This window comes from Mycobacterium colombiense, assembly GCF_001672755.1.
Lineage (GTDB): Bacteria > Actinomycetota > Actinomycetes > Mycobacteriales > Mycobacteriaceae > Mycobacterium > Mycobacterium colombiense_C.
On record NZ_LZKI01000034.1, the window covers coordinates 15,119 to 37,753 of the forward strand.

14 protein-coding genes are annotated in these 22,635 nt (G+C 68.0%); 11 read left to right on the forward strand and 3 right to left on the reverse strand.

The features are described from left to right. The first annotated feature begins 2 nt into the window (after positions 1 to 2). The 11 genes from glf to A5708_RS04410 all read left to right on the forward strand — a co-directional run bounded on the left by glf (position 3) and on the right by A5708_RS04410 (position 19,287). Positions 3 to 1,211, forward strand: a complete 1,209-nt coding sequence (gene glf, locus A5708_RS04360; RefSeq protein WP_065027450.1) for a UDP-galactopyranose mutase — start codon at positions 3 to 5, stop codon at positions 1,209 to 1,211. A gap of 50 nt (positions 1,212 to 1,261) precedes the next feature. Continuing rightward, complete coding sequence (locus A5708_RS04365) at positions 1,262 to 3,148, forward strand: glycosyltransferase (protein ID WP_065027451.1); 1,887 nt, start codon at positions 1,262 to 1,264, stop codon at positions 3,146 to 3,148. Then, entirely contained in the window at positions 3,141 to 3,683 is a 543-nt protein-coding gene (locus A5708_RS04370) for a phosphatase PAP2 family protein (RefSeq protein ID WP_196772529.1), read from the forward strand. Before A5708_RS04365 ends, A5708_RS04370 begins: the two co-directional genes overlap by 8 nt. Continuing rightward, positions 3,680 to 4,588, forward strand: coding sequence for a decaprenyl-phosphate phosphoribosyltransferase (locus A5708_RS04375; RefSeq protein ID WP_065027452.1), 909 nt, complete (start codon positions 3,680 to 3,682; stop codon positions 4,586 to 4,588). Before A5708_RS04370 ends, A5708_RS04375 begins: the two co-directional genes overlap by 4 nt. Then, positions 4,575 to 6,548, forward strand: a complete 1,974-nt coding sequence (gene aftB, locus A5708_RS04380; protein WP_269199375.1) for a terminal beta-(1->2)-arabinofuranosyltransferase — start codon at positions 4,575 to 4,577, stop codon at positions 6,546 to 6,548. The genes A5708_RS04375 and aftB overlap by 14 nt, the downstream gene beginning before the upstream one ends. A gap of 337 nt (positions 6,549 to 6,885) precedes the next feature. Continuing rightward, a complete protein-coding gene (ag85A, locus tag A5708_RS04385) occupies positions 6,886 to 7,929 on the forward strand; it encodes a diacylglycerol acyltransferase/mycolyltransferase Ag85A (RefSeq protein ID WP_065027569.1) in 1,044 nt (347 codons plus the stop codon). A gap of 162 nt (positions 7,930 to 8,091) precedes the next feature. Further along, entirely contained in the window at positions 8,092 to 8,994 is a 903-nt protein-coding gene (locus A5708_RS04390) for an esterase family protein (RefSeq protein WP_065027570.1), read from the forward strand. A 110-nt stretch (positions 8,995 to 9,104) separates the two neighbouring features. After that, a complete protein-coding gene (locus A5708_RS04395) occupies positions 9,105 to 10,115 on the forward strand; it encodes a cutinase family protein (protein ID WP_065027454.1) in 1,011 nt (336 codons plus the stop codon). A gap of 325 nt (positions 10,116 to 10,440) precedes the next feature. After that, entirely contained in the window at positions 10,441 to 12,339 is a 1,899-nt protein-coding gene (gene fadD32, locus A5708_RS04400) for a long-chain-fatty-acid--AMP ligase FadD32 (protein WP_065027455.1), read from the forward strand. 97 nt (positions 12,340 to 12,436) lie between these two features. Next, positions 12,437 to 17,701 (forward strand): polyketide synthase Pks13, encoded by a 5,265-nt coding sequence (gene pks13, locus A5708_RS04405; RefSeq protein ID WP_196772530.1) that lies wholly within the window; start codon positions 12,437 to 12,439, stop codon positions 17,699 to 17,701. Positions 17,702 to 17,712: 11 nt separating this feature from the next. Beyond that, positions 17,713 to 19,287, forward strand: coding sequence for an acyl-CoA carboxylase subunit beta (locus A5708_RS04410; RefSeq protein WP_155765897.1), 1,575 nt, complete (start codon positions 17,713 to 17,715; stop codon positions 19,285 to 19,287). 87 nt (positions 19,288 to 19,374) lie between these two features. Here the strand turns inward: A5708_RS04410 and A5708_RS04415 are convergent, their stop codons facing one another. The 3 genes from A5708_RS04415 to A5708_RS04425 form a co-directional block, all read right to left on the reverse strand. Then, entirely contained in the window at positions 19,375 to 21,150 is a 1,776-nt protein-coding gene (locus A5708_RS04415) for an acyl-CoA dehydrogenase family protein (RefSeq protein WP_065027458.1), read from the reverse strand. Positions 21,151 to 21,391: 241 nt separating this feature from the next. Next, a complete protein-coding gene (locus tag A5708_RS04420) occupies positions 21,392 to 21,838 on the reverse strand; it encodes an FHA domain-containing protein (RefSeq protein ID WP_065027459.1) in 447 nt (148 codons plus the stop codon). A gap of 120 nt (positions 21,839 to 21,958) precedes the next feature. Beyond that, a complete protein-coding gene (locus A5708_RS04425; protein ID WP_065027460.1) occupies positions 21,959 to 22,474 on the reverse strand; it encodes a hypothetical protein in 516 nt (171 codons plus the stop codon). Between the last annotated feature and the right edge of the window lie 161 nt (positions 22,475 to 22,635).

A 22,635-nucleotide genomic window follows, 5' to 3' on the forward strand; every position in this document is an offset into this window, starting at 1 on the left:
CGATGACCGCTCGTTTCGATCTTTTCGTCGTCGGCTCTGGATTCTTCGGACTGACCATTGCCGAGCGCGTGGCTACCCAGCTCGGGAAGCGCGTCCTCGTCGTGGACCGCCGACCGCACATCGGTGGCAACGCCTACTCAGAAGCCGAGCCGCACACCGGCATCGAGGTGCACAAGTACGGTGCCCACCTGTTCCACACCTCCAACAAGAGGGTCTGGGACTACGTGCGGCAGTTCACCGACTTCACCGACTACCGGCACCGCGTCTTCGCGATGCACAACGGGCAGGCCTACCAGTTCCCGATGGGGCTGGGCCTGGTGTCGCAGTTCTTCGGCAAGTACTTCACCCCGGACGAAGCCCGCAAGCTCATCGCCGAGCAGGCCGCGGAGATCGACACGGCCGACGCGCAGAACCTCGAGGAGAAGGCGATCTCGCTGATCGGCCGGCCGCTCTACGAGGCCTTCGTCAAGGGATACACCGCCAAGCAGTGGCAGACCGACCCCAAGGAGCTGCCGGCGGCGAACATCACCCGGCTGCCGGTGCGCTACACCTTCGACAACCGCTACTTCAGCGACACCTACGAGGGCCTGCCCGCCGACGGCTACACGGCCTGGCTGCGCAACATGGCCGCCGACGATCGCATCGAGGTCAGGCTGGACACGGACTGGTTCGACGTGCGCGACCAACTGCGCGCGGACAGCCCCGATGCGCCCGTCGTCTACACCGGACCTCTCGACCGCTACTTCGACTACGCCGAAGGCCGGCTGGGCTGGCGCACCCTCGATTTCGAGCTGGAAGTGCTGCCCATCGGGGATTTCCAGGGCACTCCGGTGATGAACTACAACGACCCCGACGTGCCCTACACCCGCATCCACGAGTTCCGTCACTTCCACACCGAGCGCGACTATCCCGCCGACAAGACCGTGATCATGCGGGAGTACTCGCGCTTCGCCGAAGACGACGACGAGCCCTACTATCCGATCAACACCGAAGCCGACCGTGCCCTGTTGGCCGCCTACCGAGCCAGGGCCAAGGCCGAGACGGCGTCGTCGAAGGTACTGTTCGGCGGCCGGCTGGGCACCTATCAGTATCTGGATATGCACATGGCCATCGCCAGCGCCCTGAACATGTACGACAACGTGCTCGCGCCGCACCTGCGGGACGGCGCATCCCTGATTGAAGCCCAGAACAAAGAGGAAGGCGCGCGCTGATGCGCGCCACGACGATGCACAGCGAAGCGATGAGAAGGAGTGGCGCCTAAATGAGTGCCGTGAGCCTGCTGTCCCGGATCATCCTGCCGCGTCCCGGCGAGCCGCTCGACGTGCGCAAGCTGTATCTCGAGGAGTCGACGACCAACGCCCGGCGTGCCCACGCCACCAGCCGCACGTCGCTGGAGATCGGCAAAGAGTCCGAGGTGTCGTTCGCCACCTACTTCAACGCGTTTCCGGCCAGCTACTGGCGCCGCTGGTCCATCTGTCAGTCGGTGGCGCTGCGGGTCGAGCTGACCGGCACCGGGCGAGTCGACGTGTACCGGACCAAGGCGACCGGGGTGCGAATCTCGGTGGAGGGCCGCCAATTCGTCGGCACCGACGACCAGCCGGCCGTCGTGGAGATCGAGGTACCGCTCAAGCCGTTCGAGGACGGCGGCTGGATCTGGTTCGACATCACCACCGACACCGCGGTCAACCTCATCAGCGGCGGCTGGTATGCCACCGAGCCCGCACCGGGCACGGCCAACATCGCCGTCGGCATCCCCACGTTCAACCGGCCCGCGGACTGCGTCAACGCGCTGGCCGACCTCACCGCGGATCCGTTGGTGGACAAGGTGATCGGTGCGGTGATCGTGCCGGACCAGGGTGTGCGCAAGGTGCGCGACCACCCGGACTTCGCGGCAGCGGCGGCAGGACTGGGCAGCCGGCTGTCCATCCATGACCAGCCCAACCTCGGCGGCTCCGGCGGCTACAGCCGGGTGATGTACGAAGCGCTGAAAAACACCGACTGCCAACAGATCCTGTTCATGGACGACGACATCCGCATCGAACCGGACACGATCCTGCGGGTGCTGGCGCTCAACCGCTTCGCCAAGAAGCCGACGCTCATCGGCGGGCAGATGCTCAACCTGCAGGAGCCGTCGCACCTGCACATCATGGGCGAGGTCGTCAACCAGGCGAACTTCATGTGGACCGCCGCGCCGCACGCCGAGTACGACCACAACTTCGCCGAATTTCCGTTGAACGACAAGAACGATCGGAGCGCACTGCTGCACCGGCGCATCGACGTCGACTTCAACGGCTGGTGGACGTGCATGATCCCACGGCAGGTCGCCGAGGAACTGGGCCAACCGCTGCCGCTGTTCATCAAATGGGACGACGCCGAATACGGCCTGCGCGCCGGCGAGCACGGCTATCCGACGGTCACGCTGCCCGGCGCCGCGATCTGGCACATGGCCTGGAGCGACAAGGACGACGCCATCGACTGGCAGGCCTACTTCCACCTGCGCAACCGGTTGGTGGTGGCGGCACTGCACTGGGACGGCGACATCACCGGACTGGTCCGCAGCCACCTCAAGGCGACACTGAAACACCTTGCTTGCCTTGAGTATTCGACTGTCGCGATTCAGAACCGGGCCATCGATGACTTCCTCGCCGGCCCGGAGCACATCTTCTCGATCCTGGAATCGGGTCTGCCGGAGGTGCACCGGTTGCGCAAGGAATACCCGGATGCCGTCGTGCTGCCGGCGGCCAGCGAGCTGCCGGCGCCGCAGAACAAGACCAAGGCGATGAAGCCGCCGGTGAACCCGGTGTCGATCAGCTACCGGCTGGCCCGCGGCGTCCTGCACAACATGACCAAGGCCGACATCGACTCCCACACCCGCCCCGAGTTCAACGTCCCGACCCAGGATGCGCGCTGGTTCCGGCTGTGCACGGTCGACGGCGTGACGGTCACCACGGCCGACGGTTGCGGCGTGGTCTACCGGCAGCGGGACCGCCGAAAGATGTTCTCGCTGTTGTTCGCATCGCTGCGCCGGCAGCGCCAGCTGCTCAGCCGGTTCGACGAGATGCGCCGGGTGTATCGCGATGCTCTGCCCGTGTTGTCCAGCAAGCAGAAGTGGGAGACGGCGTTGCTGCCCGCTGCAGAACATGCATGAGGCCGCCGCTGCGCAGGCGCCCCGCGGCGAGGTGGCCGCGCTGGTCGCAGTCCAGGCGGTACTGGGCGATCGGCCCGGGGTGCTGCCGGTGGCGCGCGGGCTGTCCCACTTCGGCGAGCACAGCATCGGCTGGGTGGCCGTCGCCGCGCTCGGAGCGGTGCTGTCCCCGAAGCGGCGCTGGGACTGGCTGGTGGCCGGCGCCGGGGCGTTCGCCGCACACGCCGCGGCCGTCGTCGTCAAGCGGATCGTGCGCCGCAAGCGGCCGCATGATCCCGCCGTCGCGGTCAACGTCGGCACGCCCAGCCAACTGAGTTTCCCGTCGGCGCATGCCACCTCGACCACCGCCGCGGCGGTGCTGATGGGCCGCACCACGGGTCTGCCGCTGCCCGCCGTCCTGGTGCCCCCGATGGCGTTGTCGCGGATGCTGCTGGGAGTGCACTACCCCAGCGACGTGGCGTTCGGCATCGCCCTCGGTGCCGTCGTCGCGGCGGTCGCGCGCCGCGCAGGAGAGCTCGCAAGAGGTGAAGCCGCATGAGTGAGGACGTCGTGACCCGACCGCCCGCGAACCTGATCTCCGGGGTGATCAAGGCGATCCGCCCCCGGCAGTGGGTGAAGAACGTACTGGTGCTGGCCGCTCCGGTGGCCGGGCTGGGCAGCGGTATCCGCTACGACTACGGGCAGATGCTCACTCAGGTGGGGTTGGCGTTCGTGGTGTTCAGCCTCGGGGCGTCGTCGGTGTATCTGGTCAATGACGTGCGCGATGTCGAGGCCGACCGCGAACACCCGACCAAACGGTTCCGGCCGATCGCGGCGGGCATCGTCCCCGAGTGGCTGGCCTACTTCCTGGCGCTGCTGCTGGGCGTGGCTTCGCTGGGCATCGCGTGGGCGGTGACGCCCAACCTGACGCTGGTGATGGCCGTCTACCTCGTCATGCAGCTGGCGTATTGCTTCGGCCTCAAACATCAAGCCGTGCTTGACATCTGCATCGTGTCGTCGGCCTATCTGCTGCGGGCCATCGCCGGGGGTGTGGCCACCGACATCCCGCTGTCGCAGTGGTTCCTGTTGTCGGCGGCGTTCGCTTCGCTGTTCATGGTGGCCGGCAAGCGCTACGCCGAGCTGCAGCTGGCCGAGCGCACCGGCGCGGCGATCCGCAAGTCGCTGGAGAGCTACACCAGCACCTACCTGCGCTTCGTCTGGACGCTGTCGGCCACCGCGGTGGTGATCTGCTACGGCCTGTGGGCGTTCGAGCGCGACCACCATTCGGGATCCTGGTTCGCGGTGTCCATGGTCCCGTTCACCATCGCGATCCTGCGCTACGCGGTCGACGTCGACGGCGGGCTGGCCGGCGAACCCGAAGACATCGCGCTGCGGGACCGGGTGCTGCAGCTGCTGTTCCTGGCGTGGATCGCGACGGTCGGAGCCGCCGTTGCCTTCGGTTAGCCCCGAACTGCAGGCTCTCAAAGCGCGCATGATGCGCAGCCGGCCGGTGATCAGGCGGCCCGGCTGGCCGTTGTTTCCGTACACCACGATGGTTCGGGTCAGCCTGTGGATCAGCGTGGCGTTGGTCGCCATCCTGTTCGGGTGGGGGAGTTGGCAGCGGCGGTGGATCGCCGACGACGGGCTGATCGTGCTGCGCACCGTGCGCAATCTGCTCGCCGGCAACGGGCCGGTTTTCAACCAGGGCGAACGGGTCGAGGCCAACACCTCCACGGCCTGGACCTACCTGATGTACGTCGGCAGCTGGGTCGGCGGCCCGCTGCGCATGGAGTACGTGGCGCTCGCGCTGGCGCTCGCGCTCTCGGTGGTGGGGGTGGCGCTGCTGATGCTGGGCGCCGCGCGGCTGTACGCCCCGAGCCTGCGGGGCCGCAGGGCCATCATGTTGCCCGCCGGCGCCCTGGTCTACATCGCGCTGCCGCCGGCGCGGGACTTCGCCACCTCCGGGCTGGAAAGTGGCTTGGCGCTGGGCTATCTCGGGCTGCTGTGGTGGATGATGGTCTGCTGGGCGCAGCCGGTGCGCAACCGCACCGATAACAAGGTGTTCGCCGGCCTGCTGGCGTTCGTCGCCGGGTTCAGCGTGCTGGTCCGGCCGGAGCTGGCGCTCATGGGCGGGCTGGCGCTGATCATGATGCTGGTCGCCGCCCGGACTTGGCGCCGCCGGGTGCTGATCGTGGTGGCCGGGGGTTTCCTGCCGGTCGGCTACGAGATCTTCCGGATGGGCTACTACGGCCTGCTGGTGCCGGGCACCGCCCTGGCCAAGGACGCGGCCGGGGACAAGTGGTCCCAGGGCATGATCTACCTCTCCAACTTCAACGCGCCCTATGCGGTGTGGATCCCGCTGGTGCTCCTCGTGCCGCTGGGCGTGCTGCTGTTCGCCGCCCGCCGGCGGCCGTCGTTCCTGCGCCCCGCGCTGGCGCCCAACTACGGGCGGGTGGCCCGCGCCGTGCACAGCCCGCCTGCGGTGGTGGCGTGGGTGCTGATCAGCGGGCTGTTGCAGGCCCTCTACTGGATCCGGCAAGGCGGCGACTTCATGCACGCCCGCGTGCTGCTGGCCCCGCTGTTCTGCCTGCTGGCGCCGGTCGCCGTCATTCCGATCGCCATCCCCGACGGCCAGGACTATTCGCGGGAAACCGGTAACTGGGTCGCCGGCGCGGCCAGCGCGTTGTGGCTGGGGTTGGCCGGATGGGCACTGTGGGCGGCGAATTCACCCGGGATGGGCGACGACGCCACCCACGTCACCTACTCAGGGATCGTGGACGAGCGCCGCTTCTACTCCCAGGCCACCGGCAACCCGCACCCGCTGACCGCCGCGGACTACCTGGGCTATCCGCGGATGGCGGCCATCCTGACCGCCCTCAACAACACGCCCGAAGGCGCGCTGCTGCTGCCGTCGGGCAATTACATCCAGTGGGACCTGGTGCCCCAGGCCCAGCCGGCGCCGGGCGACAAGTCCCCGCAAAAACCCCAGCATGCAGTGTTTTTCACCAACCTCGGCATGGTCGGCATGAACGTTGGGCTCGATGTCAGGGTGATCGATCAGATCGGTTTGGCGAATCCGCTTGCGCAACACACCGAACGGCTCAAGCACGGCCGCATCGGACACGACAAGAACCTCTTTCCGGACTGGGTGATCGCCGACGGCCCCTGGGTGAAGTTGCCTCCGGGGATACCGGGCTACCTGGACGCGCGGTGGATCGCAGAGGCCGTCGCGGCGCTGCAATGCCCCGAGACGAAGGCGGTGCTCAGTTCGGTGCGCGCGCCGATGACCCCGCACCGATTCGTGTCCAACCTGGTGAACTCCTTCCAGTTCACCGGATACCGAATCGACCGGGTGCCGCGTTACGAACTGGCCCGCTGCGGGCTGCCGCTACCCCCGGAGCCACCGCCCCCACCGCATGAGTAAGCGTCGCGCAGAAGAAATTTCGGCACCTGCCGAACAAATCACAGTGCGTCGGTCGCGAAAAAATGGCAGCAACATTACATTTGGCCTCTCACCAGCTCGCAATGACCATGAGGCACACCTGAAAACGGCGCCTTTTAGACACATGTTTGAATTGAAAAGCGCTGGGTAGGAGGGTCGCTCGACTGTTGGCGACCGCGCCTCGATGCGACCGAATGGCACAACGTGTGGTTGACTACACGAGCACTGCCGCGCCCGCGCGCGGGCAGTTCGACCCAATCAAGAAAGTGGCCGGTCGGTGAAATGCGCCGAGGGCTGCAAGAAGGATGAGGAAGCAAGGATGACGCTTGTCGACAGATTGCGCGGCGCCGTGGCGGGTATGCCGCGCCGGCTCGTTGTGGCGGCCGCTGGTGCGGCGCTGCTCTCGGGCCTGATTGGCGCCGTCGGAGGCTCGGCGACCGCCGGGGCCTTCTCGCGCCCCGGTCTGCCGGTGGAGTACCTGCAGGTTCCGTCCGCCGGAATGGGCCGCGACATCAAGATTCAGTTCCAAAGCGGTGGCCCGAACTCGCCCGCGTTGTACCTGCTCGACGGTATGCGTGCGCAGGACGACTTCAACGGCTGGGACATCAACACCCCGGCGTTCGAGTGGTACAACCAGTCGGGCATCTCGACGGTTATGCCCGTCGGCGGCCAGTCCAGCTTCTACTCCGACTGGTACAAGCCCGCGTGCGGTAAGGCCGGCTGCGTCACCTACAAGTGGGAGACCTTCCTGACCAGCGAGCTGCCCTCGTACTTGGAGAGCCAGAAGCAGGTCAAGCCGACCGGCAGCGCCGTGGTCGGCCTGTCGATGGCCGGTTCGTCGGCGCTGATCCTGGCCGCCTACCACCCGCAGCAGTTCGTCTACGCCGGCTCGCTGTCGGCGCTGCTGGACCCGTCGCAGGGCATGGGCCCGTCGCTGATCGGCCTCGCCATGGGTGACGCCGGTGGCTACAAGGCCGCCGACATGTGGGGCCCGAAGGACGACCCGGCGTGGGCGCGCAACGACCCGTCGCTGCAGGTCGGCAAGCTGGTCGCCAACAACACCCGCATCTGGGTGTACTGCGGTAACGGGAAGCCGTCCGACCTGGGTGGCGACAACCTGCCGGCGAAGTTCCTCGAGGGCTTCGTGCGGACCAGCAACCTGAAGTTCCAGGACGCCTACAAGGCCGCGGGCGGCCAGAACGCGGTGTGGAACTTCGACGCCAACGGCACCCACGACTGGCCCTACTGGGGCGCGCAGCTGCAGGCGATGAAGCCTGACCTGCAGTCGGTGCTGGGCGCCACCCCGGGTGCGGGTCCGGCCACGGCCGCGGCCACCAACGCCGGTAACGGCCAGGGCACCTAAACACGCCAAGCAGTACGAACGAGCGGCGGGAACCCTTCGGGGTTTCCGCCGCTCGTCGTTCGCGGCGCGTGTGATGTGTTTCACTACCCGGCGCGCGGGGGAACTACGGCCCTGGCTAATGTGCTTTCAGCGACTACACGATGGAGGGTGGACATGACGGTCGTGCGGGGTATGTCGGCGCTTTTCCGGGTGTTCTGCGTAGCCGTGCTGGCCGTCGGGCTGGCCTTCGCGCTGCAGACCGCCGCAACCGTCGGCAAAGCCAGGGCGGCGGGCTACGAGAGCCTGATGGTTCCGTCGGCGGCGATGGGCCGCGACATCCCGGTGGCCTTCATGGCCGGGGGCCCGCACGCGGTCTACCTGCTCGACGCCTTCAATGCGGCCCCGGACGTCAGCAACTGGGTCACCGCCGGTAACGCCATGAACACGCTCGGCGGTAAGGGCATCTCGGTGGTGGCCCCGGCCGGCGGCGCGTGGAGCATGTACACCAACTGGGAGCAGGACGGCAGCAAGCAGTGGGACACCTTCCTGTCCAGCGAGCTGCCCGACTGGCTGGCCGCCAACAAGGGCCTGGCGCCCGGCGGGCACGCCGCCGTCGGCGCCTCGCAGGGTGGCTACGCCGCCATGGCGCTGGCCGCCTTCCACCCCGACCGGTTCGGCATGGCCGGTTCGCTGTCCGGCTTCCTCTACCCGTCGAGCACCAACTACAACGGCGCGATCCTGGCCGGCCTGCAGCAGTTCGGCGGCGTCGACGGCAACGGCATGTGGGGCGCCCCGCAGCTGGGCCGGTGGAAGTGGCACGACCCCTACGTGCACGCCTCGCTGCTGGCGCAGAACAACACCCGCGTCTGGGTCTACAGCCCGACCAACATGGGCGGCGACGACGCCGCGATGATCGGCCAGGCCGGCGCGGCGATGGGCAGTTCGCGGGAGTTCTATCAGCAGTACCGCAGCAACGGCGGCCACAACGGCCACTTCGACTTCCCCGGCGGCGGCGACAACGGCTGGGGCTCGTGGTCGGGGCAGCTCGGGGCGATGTCGGGCGACATCGTCGGCGCGATCCGCTAGCGGCTCGCTGCCCGACTGGCCCGTTCGGCCGAGCCGGTACCGTGTAGGGGTGCAGCAGGGGTCGGGAGGACCGCGTAGCTGCGATCCACCGACTCTGCTGGCAGGAGAACATGGCTAAAAGCGCGCGGCGTAAGCGCCAACGCACCCTCGCGTGGATCGCCGCTCTGTCGGTCGCCGCCGTCGTCTTCCTGGGCATCCTGGCGGCGGTGACCTTGCTGCGCGGCCACCAGTCGGAGCCCAGCGCGGTGCCGCCCGGGGTCCTGCCCCCGTCGTCGACGACGACGCACCCGCACAAGCCGCGACCCGCCTCTCAGGACGCGTCGTGCCCGGACGTGTTTCTGGTCAACGTCCCCGGGACGTGGGAGTCCGCCGTGCAGGACGACCCCGCCAACCCCGTCCAATTCCCCAACGCGCTGCTGCACAAGGTGACCGCGAGCCTCACCCAGCAATTCCCGTCGTCGCGGGTGCAGTCGTACACCACGCCCTACACCGCGCAGTTCCACAATCCGCTGAGCGGCGACACGCAGATGTCCTACAACGCCAGCCGGGCCGAGGGCACGCGCGCGACGGTGCAGGCGATGACCGACATGAACACCAAGTGCCCGCTGACCAGCTACGTGCTGATGGGTTTCTCGCAGGGCGCGGTGATCGCGGGCGACATCGCCAGCGATATCGGCAACGGCCGCGGACCCGTCGATGACGACCTGGTGCTGGGTGTGACGTTGATCGCTGACGGTCGTCGCCAGATGGGGGTCGGCAACGACATCGGACCCAACCCGCCTGGGCAGGGCGCCGAGGTCACCTTGCACGAGGTGCCCATCCTGTCCGGGATGGGTCTGACCATGACCGGCCCGCGCCCCGGCGGCTTCGGCGACCTCAACGGCAAGACCAACGAGATCTGCGCGCCGGGCGACCTGATCTGCGCCGCTCCGGAGGAGGCGTTCAGCATCGCCAACCTGCCGGCCACGCTGAACACCTTGGCCGGCGGCGCCGGTCAGCCGGTACACGCGCTGTACGCCACGACGCAGTGCTGGAGCATCGACGGGGCACCCGCGACCGACTGGACGCTCAACTGGGCTCACGGTCTGATCGCAAATGCGCCACAACCGAAACACGGATGACCGGGGCGGTGGGACACAAGGGGTAGGAAGCGGTCGCCGATGAAGATCAGCGGTACCTTGTGATTTGGTCTGCCGTAGGCAGCCCCGTAACATTAAGAGGAATTTAAGAGCTATCGGACCTTTGGCGCGCACCCGGTCGGGGTCGATGCCGGCTGGGGCTGGCACATCACCGGCGTTCCCCAGCGGGGTGCGGTGCGAGGTGCGGTGTGCGCGTAGACATGTAACCGTCGGCCGAGCCGGCTTGAGAACGAAACCGTCGGCGGAGCCGACCTAGGAACAAAGCGTCGGCCGAGCCGACCGAAAACAGGTGCGACAGGAGAGCGGCATGGTGTACCACAACCCGTTCATCGTGAATGGAAAGATCAAGTTCCCGGACAACACGAACTTGGTCAAACACGTTGAGAAATGGGCCAAGGTTCGCGGCGACAAGCTCGCCTACCGGTTCCTGGACTTCTCCACCGAGCGCGACGGCGTCGCCTGCGACATCTCCTGGTCGGAGTTCAGCGCCCGCAACCGCGCCGTGGGCGCCCGGCTGCAGCAAGTCACGCAGCCCGAAGACCGCATCGCCGTGCTCTGCCCGCAGAACCTGAACTACCTCGTTGCCCTCTTCGGCGCGCTGTACGCCGGCCGGATCGCGGTGCCGCTGTTCGACCCGAGCGAGCCCGGTCACGTCGGCCGCCTGCACGCCGTGCTCGACGACTGCACCCCGTCGACGATCCTGACCACCACCGAGGCCGCCGAGGGCGTCCGTAAGTTCATCCGCGCCCGTTCGGCCAAGGAGCGCCCCCGCGTCATCGCCGTCGACGCGGTGCCGAACGAGGTCGCATCCACCTGGGAGCCGCCCGAGGCCACCGAGAACACCATCGCCTATCTGCAGTACACCTCCGGCTCCACCCGTACCCCGACCGGCGTCGCGATCACGCACCTGAACCTGCCCACCAATGTGTTGCAGGTGCTCAACGGCCTGGAAGGTAAGGAGGCCGACCGCGGCCTGTCCTGGCTGCCGTTCTTCCACGACATGGGGCTGATCACCGCGCTGCTGTCACCGGTGATCGGTCACAACTTCACCTTCATGACCCCGGCCGCGTTCGTACGCCGGCCCGGGCGGTGGATCCGCGAGATGGCGCGCAAGCCCGAGGACGCCCCGGACTGTGAGGTCATCACCGTCGCGCCGAACTTCGCCTTCGAGCACGCCGCGGTCCGCGGGGTGCCCAAGGAGGGTGAGCCGCCGCTGGACCTGAGCAACGTCAAGGCGATCCTGAACGGTAGCGAGCCGGTGTCCCCGGCGTCGATGCGCAAGTTCTACGAGGCGTTCTCGCCCTACGGTCTGCGCGAGACGGCGATCAAGCCGTCCTACGGACTGGCCGAGGCGACGCTGTTCGTCTCCACCACGCCGATGGACGAGGCCCCCACCGTCATCCACGTCGACCGTGACGAGCTGAACAAGCAGCGCTTCGTCGAGGTGCCCGCCGATTCGCCGAAGGCCGTTCCGCAGGTATCCGCCGGCATCATCGGCGTGGACGAGTGGGCCGTCATCGTCGACCCGGAGACCGCCAGCGAGCTGCCCGACGGTCAGATCGGCGAGATCTGGCTGCACGGCAACAACCTGGGCATCGGCTACTGGGGCAAGGAAGAAGAGACCAACGACGTCTTCCGCAACATCCTCAAGTCGCGGATCAGCCAGTCCCACGCCGAGGGCGCCCCCGACGACGGCATGTGGGTCAAGACCGGCGACTACGGCACCTACCACAACGGCCACCTCTACATCGCGGGCCGCATCAAGGACCTGGTCATCATCGACGGCCGCAACCACTACCCGCAGGACCTCGAGTACTCGGCGCAGGAAGCCAGCAAGGCGCTGCGCACCGGTTACGTGGCCGCCTTCTCGGTGCCGGCCAACCAGCTGCCGAAGGAAGTGTTCGACAACCCCCACGCCGGCATCAAGTACGACCCCGACGACGGCTCCGAGCAGCTGGTCATCGTCGCCGAGCGCGCCGCCGGCTCGCACAAGCTGGACTACCAGCCCATCGCCGACGACATCCGGGCCGCGATCGCGGTGCGCCACGGCGTGACGGTCCGCGACCTGCTGCTGGTGCAGTCGGGAACGATCCCGCGTACCTCCAGCGGCAAGATCGGGCACCGCGCCTGCCGCGCGGCCTACCTCGACGGCAGTCTGCGAAGCGGCGTCGGGTCCCCGACGGCCTTCGCCAGCTCCACTGACTGAATCCCTGAGGACCATGGCTGACACTGAGCACCCCGAAAACCAGACCCCGGGCCCTGACGGGGAGGTGCCCGCCACACGGCCTGCCAAGGGGACCGATATGACCGTCCCCGAGATGCGTCAGTGGCTGCGCAACTGGGTGGGCCGCGCCGTCGGGAAATCGCCCGACGACATCGACGAGTCGGTGCCGATGGTCGAGCTGGGCCTGGCGTCGCGGGACGCCGTGGCGATGGCCGCCGACATCGAGGACATGACCGGTGTCACCCTGTCGGTCGCGGTGGCCTTCCAGCATCCGACGATCGAATCGCTGGCCACCCGCATCATCGAGGGCGAGCCCGAGGTGCCCGACGACGAGCTCGACGGCGCCGACTGGACCCGCACCGGCCCGGCCGAGCGCGTCGACATCGCGATCGTGGGCCTGTCGACCCGGCTGCCGGGCGATATGAACTCCCCGGACGAGACCTGGGCGGCGCTCATGGAGGGCCGCGACGCCATCACCGATCTGCCCGAGGGCCGCTGGTCGGAGTTCCTCGAGGAGCCGCGCATCGCCCAGCGCGTCGGCACCGCCCGCACCCGCGGCGGCTACCTGAAGGACATCAAGGGCTTCGACTCCGAGTTCTTCGCGGTCGCCAAGACCGAGGCCGACAACATCGACCCGCAGCAGCGGATGGCGCTGGAGCTCACCTGGGAGGCGCTCGAGCACGCCCGGATTCCGGCGTCGAGCCTGCGCGGCGAGTCCGTCGGCGTGTACGTCGGCTTCTCCAACAACGATTACCAATTCCTGGCGGTGTCCGACCCCACGGTCGCGCACCCGTACGCGATCACCGGGACGGCCAGCTCGATCATCGCCAACCGGGTGTCCTACTTCTACGACTTCCGCGGCCCGTCGGTGGCAATGGACACCGCGTGCTCGAGCTCGCTGGTGGCTACGCACCAGGCCGTGCAGGCGCTGCGCAACGGTGAATGCGACGTCGCGCTCGCCGGCGGTGTCAACGCGCTGCTTACGCCGCTGGTGACGCTCGGTTTCGACGAGATCGGCGCCGTGCTGGCCCCCGACGGCCGGATCAAGTCGTTCTCGTCGGACGCCGACGGCTACACCCGTTCCGAGGGCGGCGGCATGTTCGTGCTCAAGCGGGTCGACGACGCCCGCCGCGACGGCGACCAGATCCTGGCCGTCATCGCCGGCAGCGCGGTCAACCACGACGGCCGGTCCAACGGCCTGATCGCCCCCAACCAGGATGCCCAGGCCGAGGTGCTGCGCCGCGCCTACAAGGACGCGGGCATCGACCCGCGCACCGTCGACTACATCGAGGCGCACGGCACCGGCACCGTCCTGGGTGACCCGATCGAGGCCGAGGCGCTGGGCCGCATCGTCGGGCGGGGCCGCCCCGCCGACCGCCCAGCGCTGCTGGGCGCGGTGAAAACCAATGTGGGACACCTGGAGTCGGCTGCCGGCGCGGCGAGCCTGGCCAAGGTGGTGCTGGCGTTGCAGCACGACAAGCTGCCGCCGTCGATCAACTTCGCCGGCCCCAGTCCCTACATCGACTTCGACGGCATGCGCCTGAAAGTCATTGACAGCGCCAGTGATTGGCCGCGCTACGGCGGCTACGCACTGGCCGGGGTGTCCAGCTTCGGCTTCGGTGGGGCCAACGCGCACCTGGTGGTGCGCGAGGTGCTGCCCCGCGACGTCATCGAGCGCGAAGCCGAGCCGCAGCCCGTCGCGGCCGCGCCGGCCGCCGACGCGACCGAGGCGCCCACGCTGGAGAGTCACTCGCTGCGGTTCGACGACTTCGGCAACATCATCCCCGACGCCTCCGAGGCCGATGAGCCGGAGTACGAGCTGCCGGGCGTGACCGACGAGGCGCTGCGCCTCAAAGAGATCGCGCTGGAAGAGCTTGCCGCACAAGAGGAGTCGGAGCCGACCAGGCCGCTGATCCCGCTCGCGGTGTCGGCGTTTCTGACGTCGCGCAAGAAGTCTGCCGCCGCCGAGCTCGCGGACTGGATGGAGAGCCCGGAGGGGCAGGCGTCGTCGCTGGAATCCATCGGCCGGGCGCTGTCGCGACGCAACCACGGCCGCTCGCGCGCGGTGGTGCTGGCCCACGACCACGAGGAGGCCATCAAGGGCCTGCGCGCGATCGCCGAGGGCAAGCAACGGCCGAACGTGTTCAGCACCGACGGGCCGGTGACCAGCGGCCCGGTGTGGGCGATGGCCGGTTTCGGTGCGCAGCACCGCAAGATGGGCAAGAGCCTGTACCTGCGCAACGAGGTCTTCGCCGAGTGGATCGAGAAGGTCGACGCGCTGATCCAGGACGAGCGCGGCTACTCGGTGCTCGAGATGATCCTCGACGACTCGGTCGACTACGGCATCGAGACCAGCAACGTCGTCATCTTCGCGATCCAGATCGCGCTGGGCGAGTTGCTCAAGCACCACGGCGCCAAACCCGCTGCGGTGGTGGGCCAGTCGCTCGGCGAGCCGGCGTCGGCGTACTTCGCCGGCGGCCTGTCGCTGGCGGACGCGGCCCGCGTGATCGCGTCGCGCTCGCACCTCATGGGCGAGGGTGAGTCGATGCTGTTCGGCGAGTACATCCGGTTCATGGCGCTCGTCGAGTACTCCGCCGACGAGCTCAAGACGGTGTTCGGCGACTTCCCCGGCCTGGAGGTGTGTGTCTACGCCGCACCCAGCCAGACCGTGATCGGTGGGCCGCCGGACCAGATCGACGCGATCGTCGCCCGCGCGGAGACCGAGGGCCGCTTCGCCCGCAAGCTGCAGACCAAGGGCGCCGGTCACACGTCGCAGATGGACCCGCTGCTCGGTGAGTTCTCCGCCGAGCTGCAGGGCATTCACCCGCTGAGCCCGACGGTCGGGATCTTCTCGACGGTGCACGAGGGCACCTACATCAAGCCCGGCGGCGAGCCGGTGCACGATGTCGACTACTGGGTCAAGGGCATGCGGCACTCGGTGTACTTCACCCACGGCGTGCGCAACGCCGTCGACAGCGGCCACACCACCTTCCTGGAGCTCGCACCCAACCCGGTGGCGCTGATGCAGATCGGCCTGACCACCGCCGCCGCGGGACTGCATGACGCCCAACTGATTCCGACGCTGGCCCGCAAGCAGGATGACGTCGAGTCGATGATCTCGGCGATGGCCCAGCTCTACGTCCACGGCCACGACCTGGACATCCGCACCTTGTTCGGCCGGGCGCAGGGTCCCGAGGACTACGCGAACGTCCCGCCGACCCGGTTCAAGCGCAAAGAGCACTGGCTGGATGTGCACTTCTCCGGCGACGGATCGGTGATCATGCCGGGGACCCACGTCGCGTTGCCGGACGGCCGCCACGTGTGGGAGTACGCGCCGCGCAACGGCGAGACTGATCTGGCCGCACTGGTGAAATCCGCTGCGACACAAGTCCTTTCGGATGCCCAATTGGTGGCCTCCGAGCAGCGCGCGGTGCCCGGCGCGGGCGCCCGGCTGGTGACGACGATGACCCGGCACCCCGGTGGCGCCGCGGTGCAGGTGCATGCCCGCATCGACGAGTCCTTCACGCTGGTCTACGACGCGCTGGTGTCGCGGGCCGGGCAGAGTGTGGCCGCGTTGCCCACCGCGGTGGGCGCCGGTGCGGCCATCGCCGCCCCGACCACGACCACCGCGGTCGAGGCGCCCGCCGAGGAAGCCGACGCCGAGACGCTGTCGGACAGCCTGACCAACCGCTACCTGCCGTCCAGCGTCGGCCGGTGGACGCCGGACTCCGGCGAGAGCATCGGCGAGCGGCTGGGCCTGATCGTCTCGGCGGCCATGGGCTACGAGCCCGAGGACCTGCCGTGGGAGGTGCCGCTGATCGAGCTCGGCCTGGACTCGCTGATGGCGGTGCGGATCAAGAACCGCGTCGAATACGACTTCGACCTGCCGCCAATCCAATTGACGGCCGTGCGGGACGCCAACCTGTACGCCGTCGAGAAGCTGATCGAGTACGCGATCGAGCACCGCGACGAGGTCGAGCAGCTGCACGAGCACCAGAAGACGCAGACACCCGAGGAGATCGCCCGGGAGCAGGCCCAGCTGCTCAGCGGGGCGACGCCGACGTCGGCCGCCGCACCCGCACCGGACCCGCAGGCCGAGCCGGAGACGCAGCCGGCCCCGCCGGCGCCGGACGCGACGATCCCGCCACCACCGACGGATCCGTCCGGCCCGAAGGGCGCGGTGACCAACGGCGCGAAGCCGGATCTCGCGGGGGCGCTCAGCCAGGAGGCGGTGTCCAAGGCGCTGAATTCCGATGTGCCGCCGCGTGATGCCGCCGAGAGGGTCACCTTCGCCACCTGGGCGATCGTCACGGGCAAGTCGCCGGGCGGCATCTTCAACCCGCTGCCCAAGCTCGACGGGGACACCGCGGAAAAGATGGCGCAGCGGCTCTCGGAGCGCGCCGAGGGCGCCATCACCGCCGAGGACGTCCTGACGTCGGACACCATCGAGGCGCTGGCCGAGAAGGTCCGCCAGTACCTGGAGGCCGGGCAGATCGACGGCTTCGTCCGCACCCTGCGGGCACGCCCCGAGGGCAGCTCGAAACCCCCGGTGTTCGTGTTCCATCCGGCCGGCGGTTCGACCGTGGTCTACGAGCCGCTGCTGAACCGGTTGCCCGCGGACACGCCGATGTACGGGTTCGAGCGCGTGGAGGGCACCGTCCAGGAACGGGCCGCCCAGTACATGCCGAAGCTGCTGGAGATGAACGCCGGCAAGCCGTTCATCCTGGCCGGGTGGTCGCTCGGCGGCGCGCTGGCCTACGCCTGCGCGATCGGTTTGAAGCGGGCGGGCGAGGACGTGCGCTTCGTCGGGATGATCGACACGGTGCGCGCCGGCGAGGAGATCCCCCAGACGCAGGAGGAGACCCGCAAGCGCTGGGACCGGTACGCGAAGTTCGCGGAGCGCACGTTCAACGTGGAGATTCCCGCGATCCCCTACGAGCAGCTCGAAGAGCTCGACGACGAGGGCCAGGTCAAGTTCGTGCTGGACGTCGTCCAGCAGAGCGGCGTGCAGATCCCGGGTGGCATCGTCGAGCACCAGCGGACGTCCTACCTGGACAACCGGGCGCTCGAGACCGTCCAGATCGAGCCGTACGACGGGCACGTGACCCTGTACATGGCCGATCGCTACCACGACGACGTCATCGAGTTCGAGCCGCGATATGCGGTCCGCCGGCCCGACGGCGGCTGGGGAGAGTACGTGGCCGACCTCGAGGTGGTGCCGATCGGTGGCGAGCACATCCAGGCCATCGACGAACCGGTCATCGGCAAGGTCGGTGCTCACCTCTCCGACGTGCTGAATAAGGTGGAGGCCGAAACCAGTCAGACGAGTGAGGTGGGCAAGTAGTGACGGAGACCGTGCCAGCTTCGGGGGCAGCTCCCATCCAGCACACCACCGCCGAGAAGCTGGCCGAGCTCTACGCTCGCCTGGAACTGGCCAAAGAGCCGGGCGGTGAGAAGGCCGTCGCCAAGCGCGACAAGAAGGGCATCCCCAGCGCTCGCGCCCGCATCCACGCGCTGGTCGACCCGGGCACCTTCTTTGAGATCGGCGCGCTGGCCAAGACGCCGAACGACCCGAACGCGCTCTACGGCGACGGGTGCGTCACCGGGCACGCCATGATCGACGGCCGACCGGTCGGGGTGTTCTCCCACGACCAGACGGTGTTCCAGGGCACGGTGGGCGAGATGTTCGGCCGCAAGGTGGCCAGGCTGATGGAATGGTGCGCGATGGTCGGCTGCCCGATCGTCGGCATCCAGGACTCCGGCGGCGCGCGGATTCAGGACGCCGTCACCTCGCTGGCGTGGTACGCCGAGCTGGGCCGCCGCCACGAGGCGCTGTCCGGGCTGGTGCCGCAAATCTCCCTGATCTTCGGCAAATGCGCTGGGGGAGCGGTGTATTCGCCGATCCAGGACGACCTGCTGGTTTCGGTGCGCGACCAGGGTTACTTCTTCGTCACCGGGCCGGACGTGATCCGGGAGGTCACCGGCGAAGACGTCACGCTCGACGAGCTCGGGGGCTCCGACGCGCAGGCCCGCAACGGCAACATCCACCAGGTGGTGGACTCCGAGGAAGCCGCGTTCCAGTACGTGCGCGACTTCCTGTCGTTCCTGCCGTCGAGCGCCGTCAGCGAGCCGCCGATCGTCAACCCAGGTCTGGAGCCGGAGACGACCCCGACCGATCTTGAGCTCGACTCGATCGTGCCGGACTCGGACAACATGGCCTACGACATGCACGAGATCCTGTTGCGGATCTTCGACGACGGCGACTTCCTCGACGTGGCCGCCCAGCACGGGCCGGCCATCATCACCGGGTTCGCCCGGGTCGACGGACACCCGGTGGGCGTGATCGCCAACCAGCCCATGCACCTGTCGGGGTCGATCGACAACGAGGCCTCCGACAAGGCGGCGCGATTCATCCGGTTCTGCGACGCGTTCAACGTCCCGCTGGTGTTCGTGGTGGACACGCCGGGTTTCCTGCCGGGTGCCGAGCAGGAGAAGAACGGCATCATCAAGCGCGGCGGCCGCTTCCTGTACTCGGTCGTCGAGGCCGATGTGCCGAAGGTGACGATTACTGTCCGCAAGTCCTACGGCGGCGCCTACGCCGTGATGGGGTCCAGGCAGCTGACCGCTGACTTCAACTTCGCCTGGCCGACCGCGCGCATCGCGGTGATCGGCGCCGAGGGGGCCGCGCAGCTGCTGATGAAGCGGTTCCCCGACCCCACCACGCCCGAGGCTCAACAGATCAAGAAGGACTTCATCGAGGGCTACAACCTCAACATGGCGATCCCGTGGACCGCCGCCGAGCGCGGCTTCATTGACGCGGTCATCGACCCGCACGAGACCAGGCTGCTGCTGCGCAAGTCGATGAAGCTGCTGCGCGAGAAGCAACTGTGGTTCCGCACGGCGCGTAAGCACGGGCTCATCCCGATCTAACTCGGCCGTCCGACGGCCGCTCCCCCGATGGGTGATATCGCGAAGCGCTAGCGCATCCGCTATCGCTTTCGCGGGCAACACAATTGCCTAAAGCCGCAGCGCGCCGTCGAGCAGTTCGTCGAAGCGCTCCAGCGCCTCGTCCGAGTCGGCGTCGATCCCGCGCAGCGCTCCGCGATCGGCGAGGTAGCGCTGCACGTAGAGGTCCGCGACCAGGGCCTTACGCTCGCCGCCGCGGGCGGCCCGCTCCCAGGCGGCCTGCTCGATGAGCAACGCTCCGGCATAGACGTCACTCATGTATTGGGCCAGCGGGAACAGCCTTGCCTCGGCCGTCCGCCTGTCGAGTTTGGTCCACGCGGTAATCGCCCCGTCGAGATCCTCGATGCGGCCGGCGACCAGCCGGGTGGCTTCGCCGTCGTCGGCGACCGACACCGCGTCGCGCATCCGCGCCAGCAGCGCTTCGTGCGCGCGGGTCTGCTCGATCCCGCGCCGCACATCCAGACACAGAATGTTGTCCGGTCCCTCCCAGATGGTGTTCACCTGTGCATCGCGCAGCAGCCGCGCCACCGGCCAGGTTTCGATATAGCCGTTGCCGCCGTGGATTTCGATCGCATCCGATGCCGCGGTGATCCCCAGCCGACAGACCCGCAGCTTGGTTACCGGCACGGCGATGCGTTGCCGCATGCTGCGCGGCTGACGATGGTTGGTGGCGCCGGTGCCGTCGAACACCAGCGCCTGGGCCGCCTCGACGTCGACGATCATCTCGGCGAGTTTGCGCCGCATCAAGGGCTTGTCGATGAGCGCGCCGCCGAACGCCCGGCGCTGCCGGGCATAGCACAGCGATTCCACCAGGGCGCGCCGCGCGTTACCGAGCGCGAACAAGGCGATGCCCAGGCGGGCGGCGTTGGTCAGCTCCATCATGCGTCCCAGCCCCTTGCCGTCCGACGGCCCGGCGTCGGCATCGGTGGGCTCACCGGACAGCAAAAACGCTTCGGCATCGACGAATTCGACCTCGCCCGAGGCCACCGACCGGGTGCCCAGCTTGTCCTTCAGCCGCCGGACCCGCACGCCGTTGCGTGAGCCGTCGCGGCGGGTGCGCAGCACCAGGAAGTTGGCGACGCCGCGCGAAGAGTCCGGTGCCCCTTCGGGTTTCGCCAAGACGACGAACGCCTCCCCGGCGCAATTGGACGCGAACCACTTGAAGCCGTTCAACAACCATGCGTCGCCGTGCCGGGTGGCGGTGGTCTCCAGCGCCCCCAGATCTGAGCCGCCGGTGCGTTCGGTGAGCAGCTGCGCCGTCTCGCCGGCCCACTCGCCGGAGGCGAATTTGGCCAGCACGTGCTCGGCCACATCGGGCGGCGCGTAGGCGGCCACCAAGGACTGGACCATGCCGCCGCCGGTGCCCAACGCGCAGCCCATCCCGATATCGGCTTGGTTGAGCAGATAATTCGACGCGAACATGGGCAGCGACGAGCTCGTCTTCGCCTCGCGGGCCTCGGTCCGCAGCGCCTGCTGGGCGTCCAGGACCGCCCGCTTGGACTGCGTGAAGGAGGTCGGCATGACCACCTCGCTGATGTCGTGTCCCCACCGGTCGTAGCGCTGCAGCCGCGGTGGGTTGCGATCCGTCTCCTCGGCCCACTGCGCCACCGGGCCGCCCATCAGTTCACCGATACGCGTCAGGTGGCGTTCGGCCAGCTGCAGTTCCTCGGGCTTGAGGTAGTAGGCCATGGTGAACTGCAGCGTGGGGTCGGTGAGGTACCAATTGAGTCCCACGGCCCCGCGGTAGTTCTCCGTGGCGTAGCGCTGCGCTTTCTCGTCGGTGGAAAACGGCAGCCGGTCCACGGCCTCTGCGGCGTAGTCGCTCATGGGTCAGACGCTACGCGCCGAGCCGATCGTCAGGCAGTAGCGCGCAGCGGGCGCCGCCGGCGATTCGGGTCCGGGCCGGAACTGTCAGCCGTATCGGCGCGGCGAACCAGCGCTTCGGGCTGGACGATCACAACGGTCTTGCCGTCCAACAGGATCCAGCCGCGCGTCGTGAACCGCGCAGCGCCTTGTTCACCGAAACCCGGTCGGCGCCGACCAGTGGTCACGAATATCCCCCTCGGTGTCAGGCCGTCTGGGCGGTCAGGAAAACCAGCCGGAAATTGCCGATCTGGAGCACGTCGCCGTTGGTCAGCACCGCAGAGTCGACGGCGCCGCGGTTGAGATAGGTCCCGTTGAGGCTGCCAAGATCGACGACGCGGAATTCGCCTCTCTCGCTGCGGAATTCGGCGTGCCTGCGGCTGACCGTGATGTCATCGAGAAAGATGTCGCTGGCGGGGTGCCGCCCGGCGTTCATCACCGGCTCGTTCAACATGAACTTCGCCCCGACGTTGGGGCCCCGCTTCACCACCAGCATGGCCGAGCCGCGGGCCAGCATTGCCGCCGCTTCGGCGACGGCCGACGATGTGTCTATTTCGTCGCGGACGTCGGAACCCAGCACCGAACCGATGTCGCCGGTCGGATCATCCGGCGCGATTGGTTGCTGGCTTGTCTCCCCGTATGACGCCGACACCGCTCCCTTTCACCAGGTTCTCGTCGATACCTCCATCGCAGCAGTTGACGTGCGCGTCAAGATAGGGACCGAAGTCCCCTTTTCTTCTGGGGTGGCTGTCTCGGGCGGTGCACCGGGCGGCTACGACCCCACCGGCACCACGAACTCGGACGTATAGAACTCCGCCGGGTTTTGCGACTCCGCGTTCGCCCGCTCGATAATCACCCACACGCCGGTGGTGCCTGGCCGAATGGTGTCGGCAACGGTCGCCGTTCCGTTTCCAGCGCCGTCGAGATCCATGCCGGTAAAGGCGGTTCCCGGGTCTCCGGGCCCGCAGGTCGACGAGGATGGTCGCGGTTCTTCGATAAGGCCGACGTCGTAGTGCATGCCCGGCTCGGGCCCGTCGACCAGATGTACCTCGGCGACGGCCCGGGAACCGCCGGCCCGGACGATGGCCGATCCGCTGCCGAGCATCGGACTGGGCACCTTGGGGGCGGTGCTGACCTTACTGAAATCGCAACGCCGCAGATAGTTGTCGAAAACGACCGTCGTGCCGCCACCCTCGGCGGCCGCCGTCCCGATGGCCGAACTCGCGGCCGGCGCGATCAGCAGCGCGACCGCGGCCGTGCAGTTTCCCAGGCGTGTCAGCGTGCGCATCGGCCATCCTTTTCCGTCGTGTGAAATGGATCACAGCGGAATAGATATTGACCGGGAAATGGCGCGATTAAACCTTTGACCAGTAATTACTCTGCCGTTAATTCAGCGCACTATTACACCGGTGAATAATGACGGCGCAATGCCATTTCAAGACTTTTCGT

What these genes read in the sequence shown, in the direction of transcription:
- glf (WP_065027450.1), top strand. Translation starts at nt 3, where the DNA reads ATGACCGCTCGTTTCGATCTTTTCGTCGTCGGCTCTGGATTCTTCGGA.
- A5708_RS04365 (WP_065027451.1), top strand. Translation starts at nt 1,262, where the DNA reads ATGAGTGCCGTGAGCCTGCTGTCCCGGATCATCCTGCCGCGTCCCGGC.
- A5708_RS04370 (WP_196772529.1), top strand. Translation starts at nt 3,141, where the DNA reads ATGCATGAGGCCGCCGCTGCGCAGGCGCCCCGCGGCGAGGTGGCCGCG.
- A5708_RS04375 (WP_065027452.1), top strand. Translation starts at nt 3,680, where the DNA reads ATGAGTGAGGACGTCGTGACCCGACCGCCCGCGAACCTGATCTCCGGG.
- ag85A (WP_065027569.1), top strand. Translation starts at nt 6,886, where the DNA reads ATGACGCTTGTCGACAGATTGCGCGGCGCCGTGGCGGGTATGCCGCGC.
- A5708_RS04395 (WP_065027454.1), top strand. Translation starts at nt 9,105, where the DNA reads ATGGCTAAAAGCGCGCGGCGTAAGCGCCAACGCACCCTCGCGTGGATC.
- fadD32 (WP_065027455.1), top strand. Translation starts at nt 10,441, where the DNA reads ATGGTGTACCACAACCCGTTCATCGTGAATGGAAAGATCAAGTTCCCG.
- pks13 (WP_196772530.1), top strand. Translation starts at nt 12,437, where the DNA reads ATGACCGTCCCCGAGATGCGTCAGTGGCTGCGCAACTGGGTGGGCCGC.
- A5708_RS04415 (WP_065027458.1), bottom strand. Translation starts at nt 21,150, where the DNA reads ATGAGCGACTACGCCGCAGAGGCCGTGGACCGGCTGCCGTTTTCCACC.
- A5708_RS04425 (WP_065027460.1), bottom strand. Translation starts at nt 22,474, where the DNA reads ATGCGCACGCTGACACGCCTGGGAAACTGCACGGCCGCGGTCGCGCTG.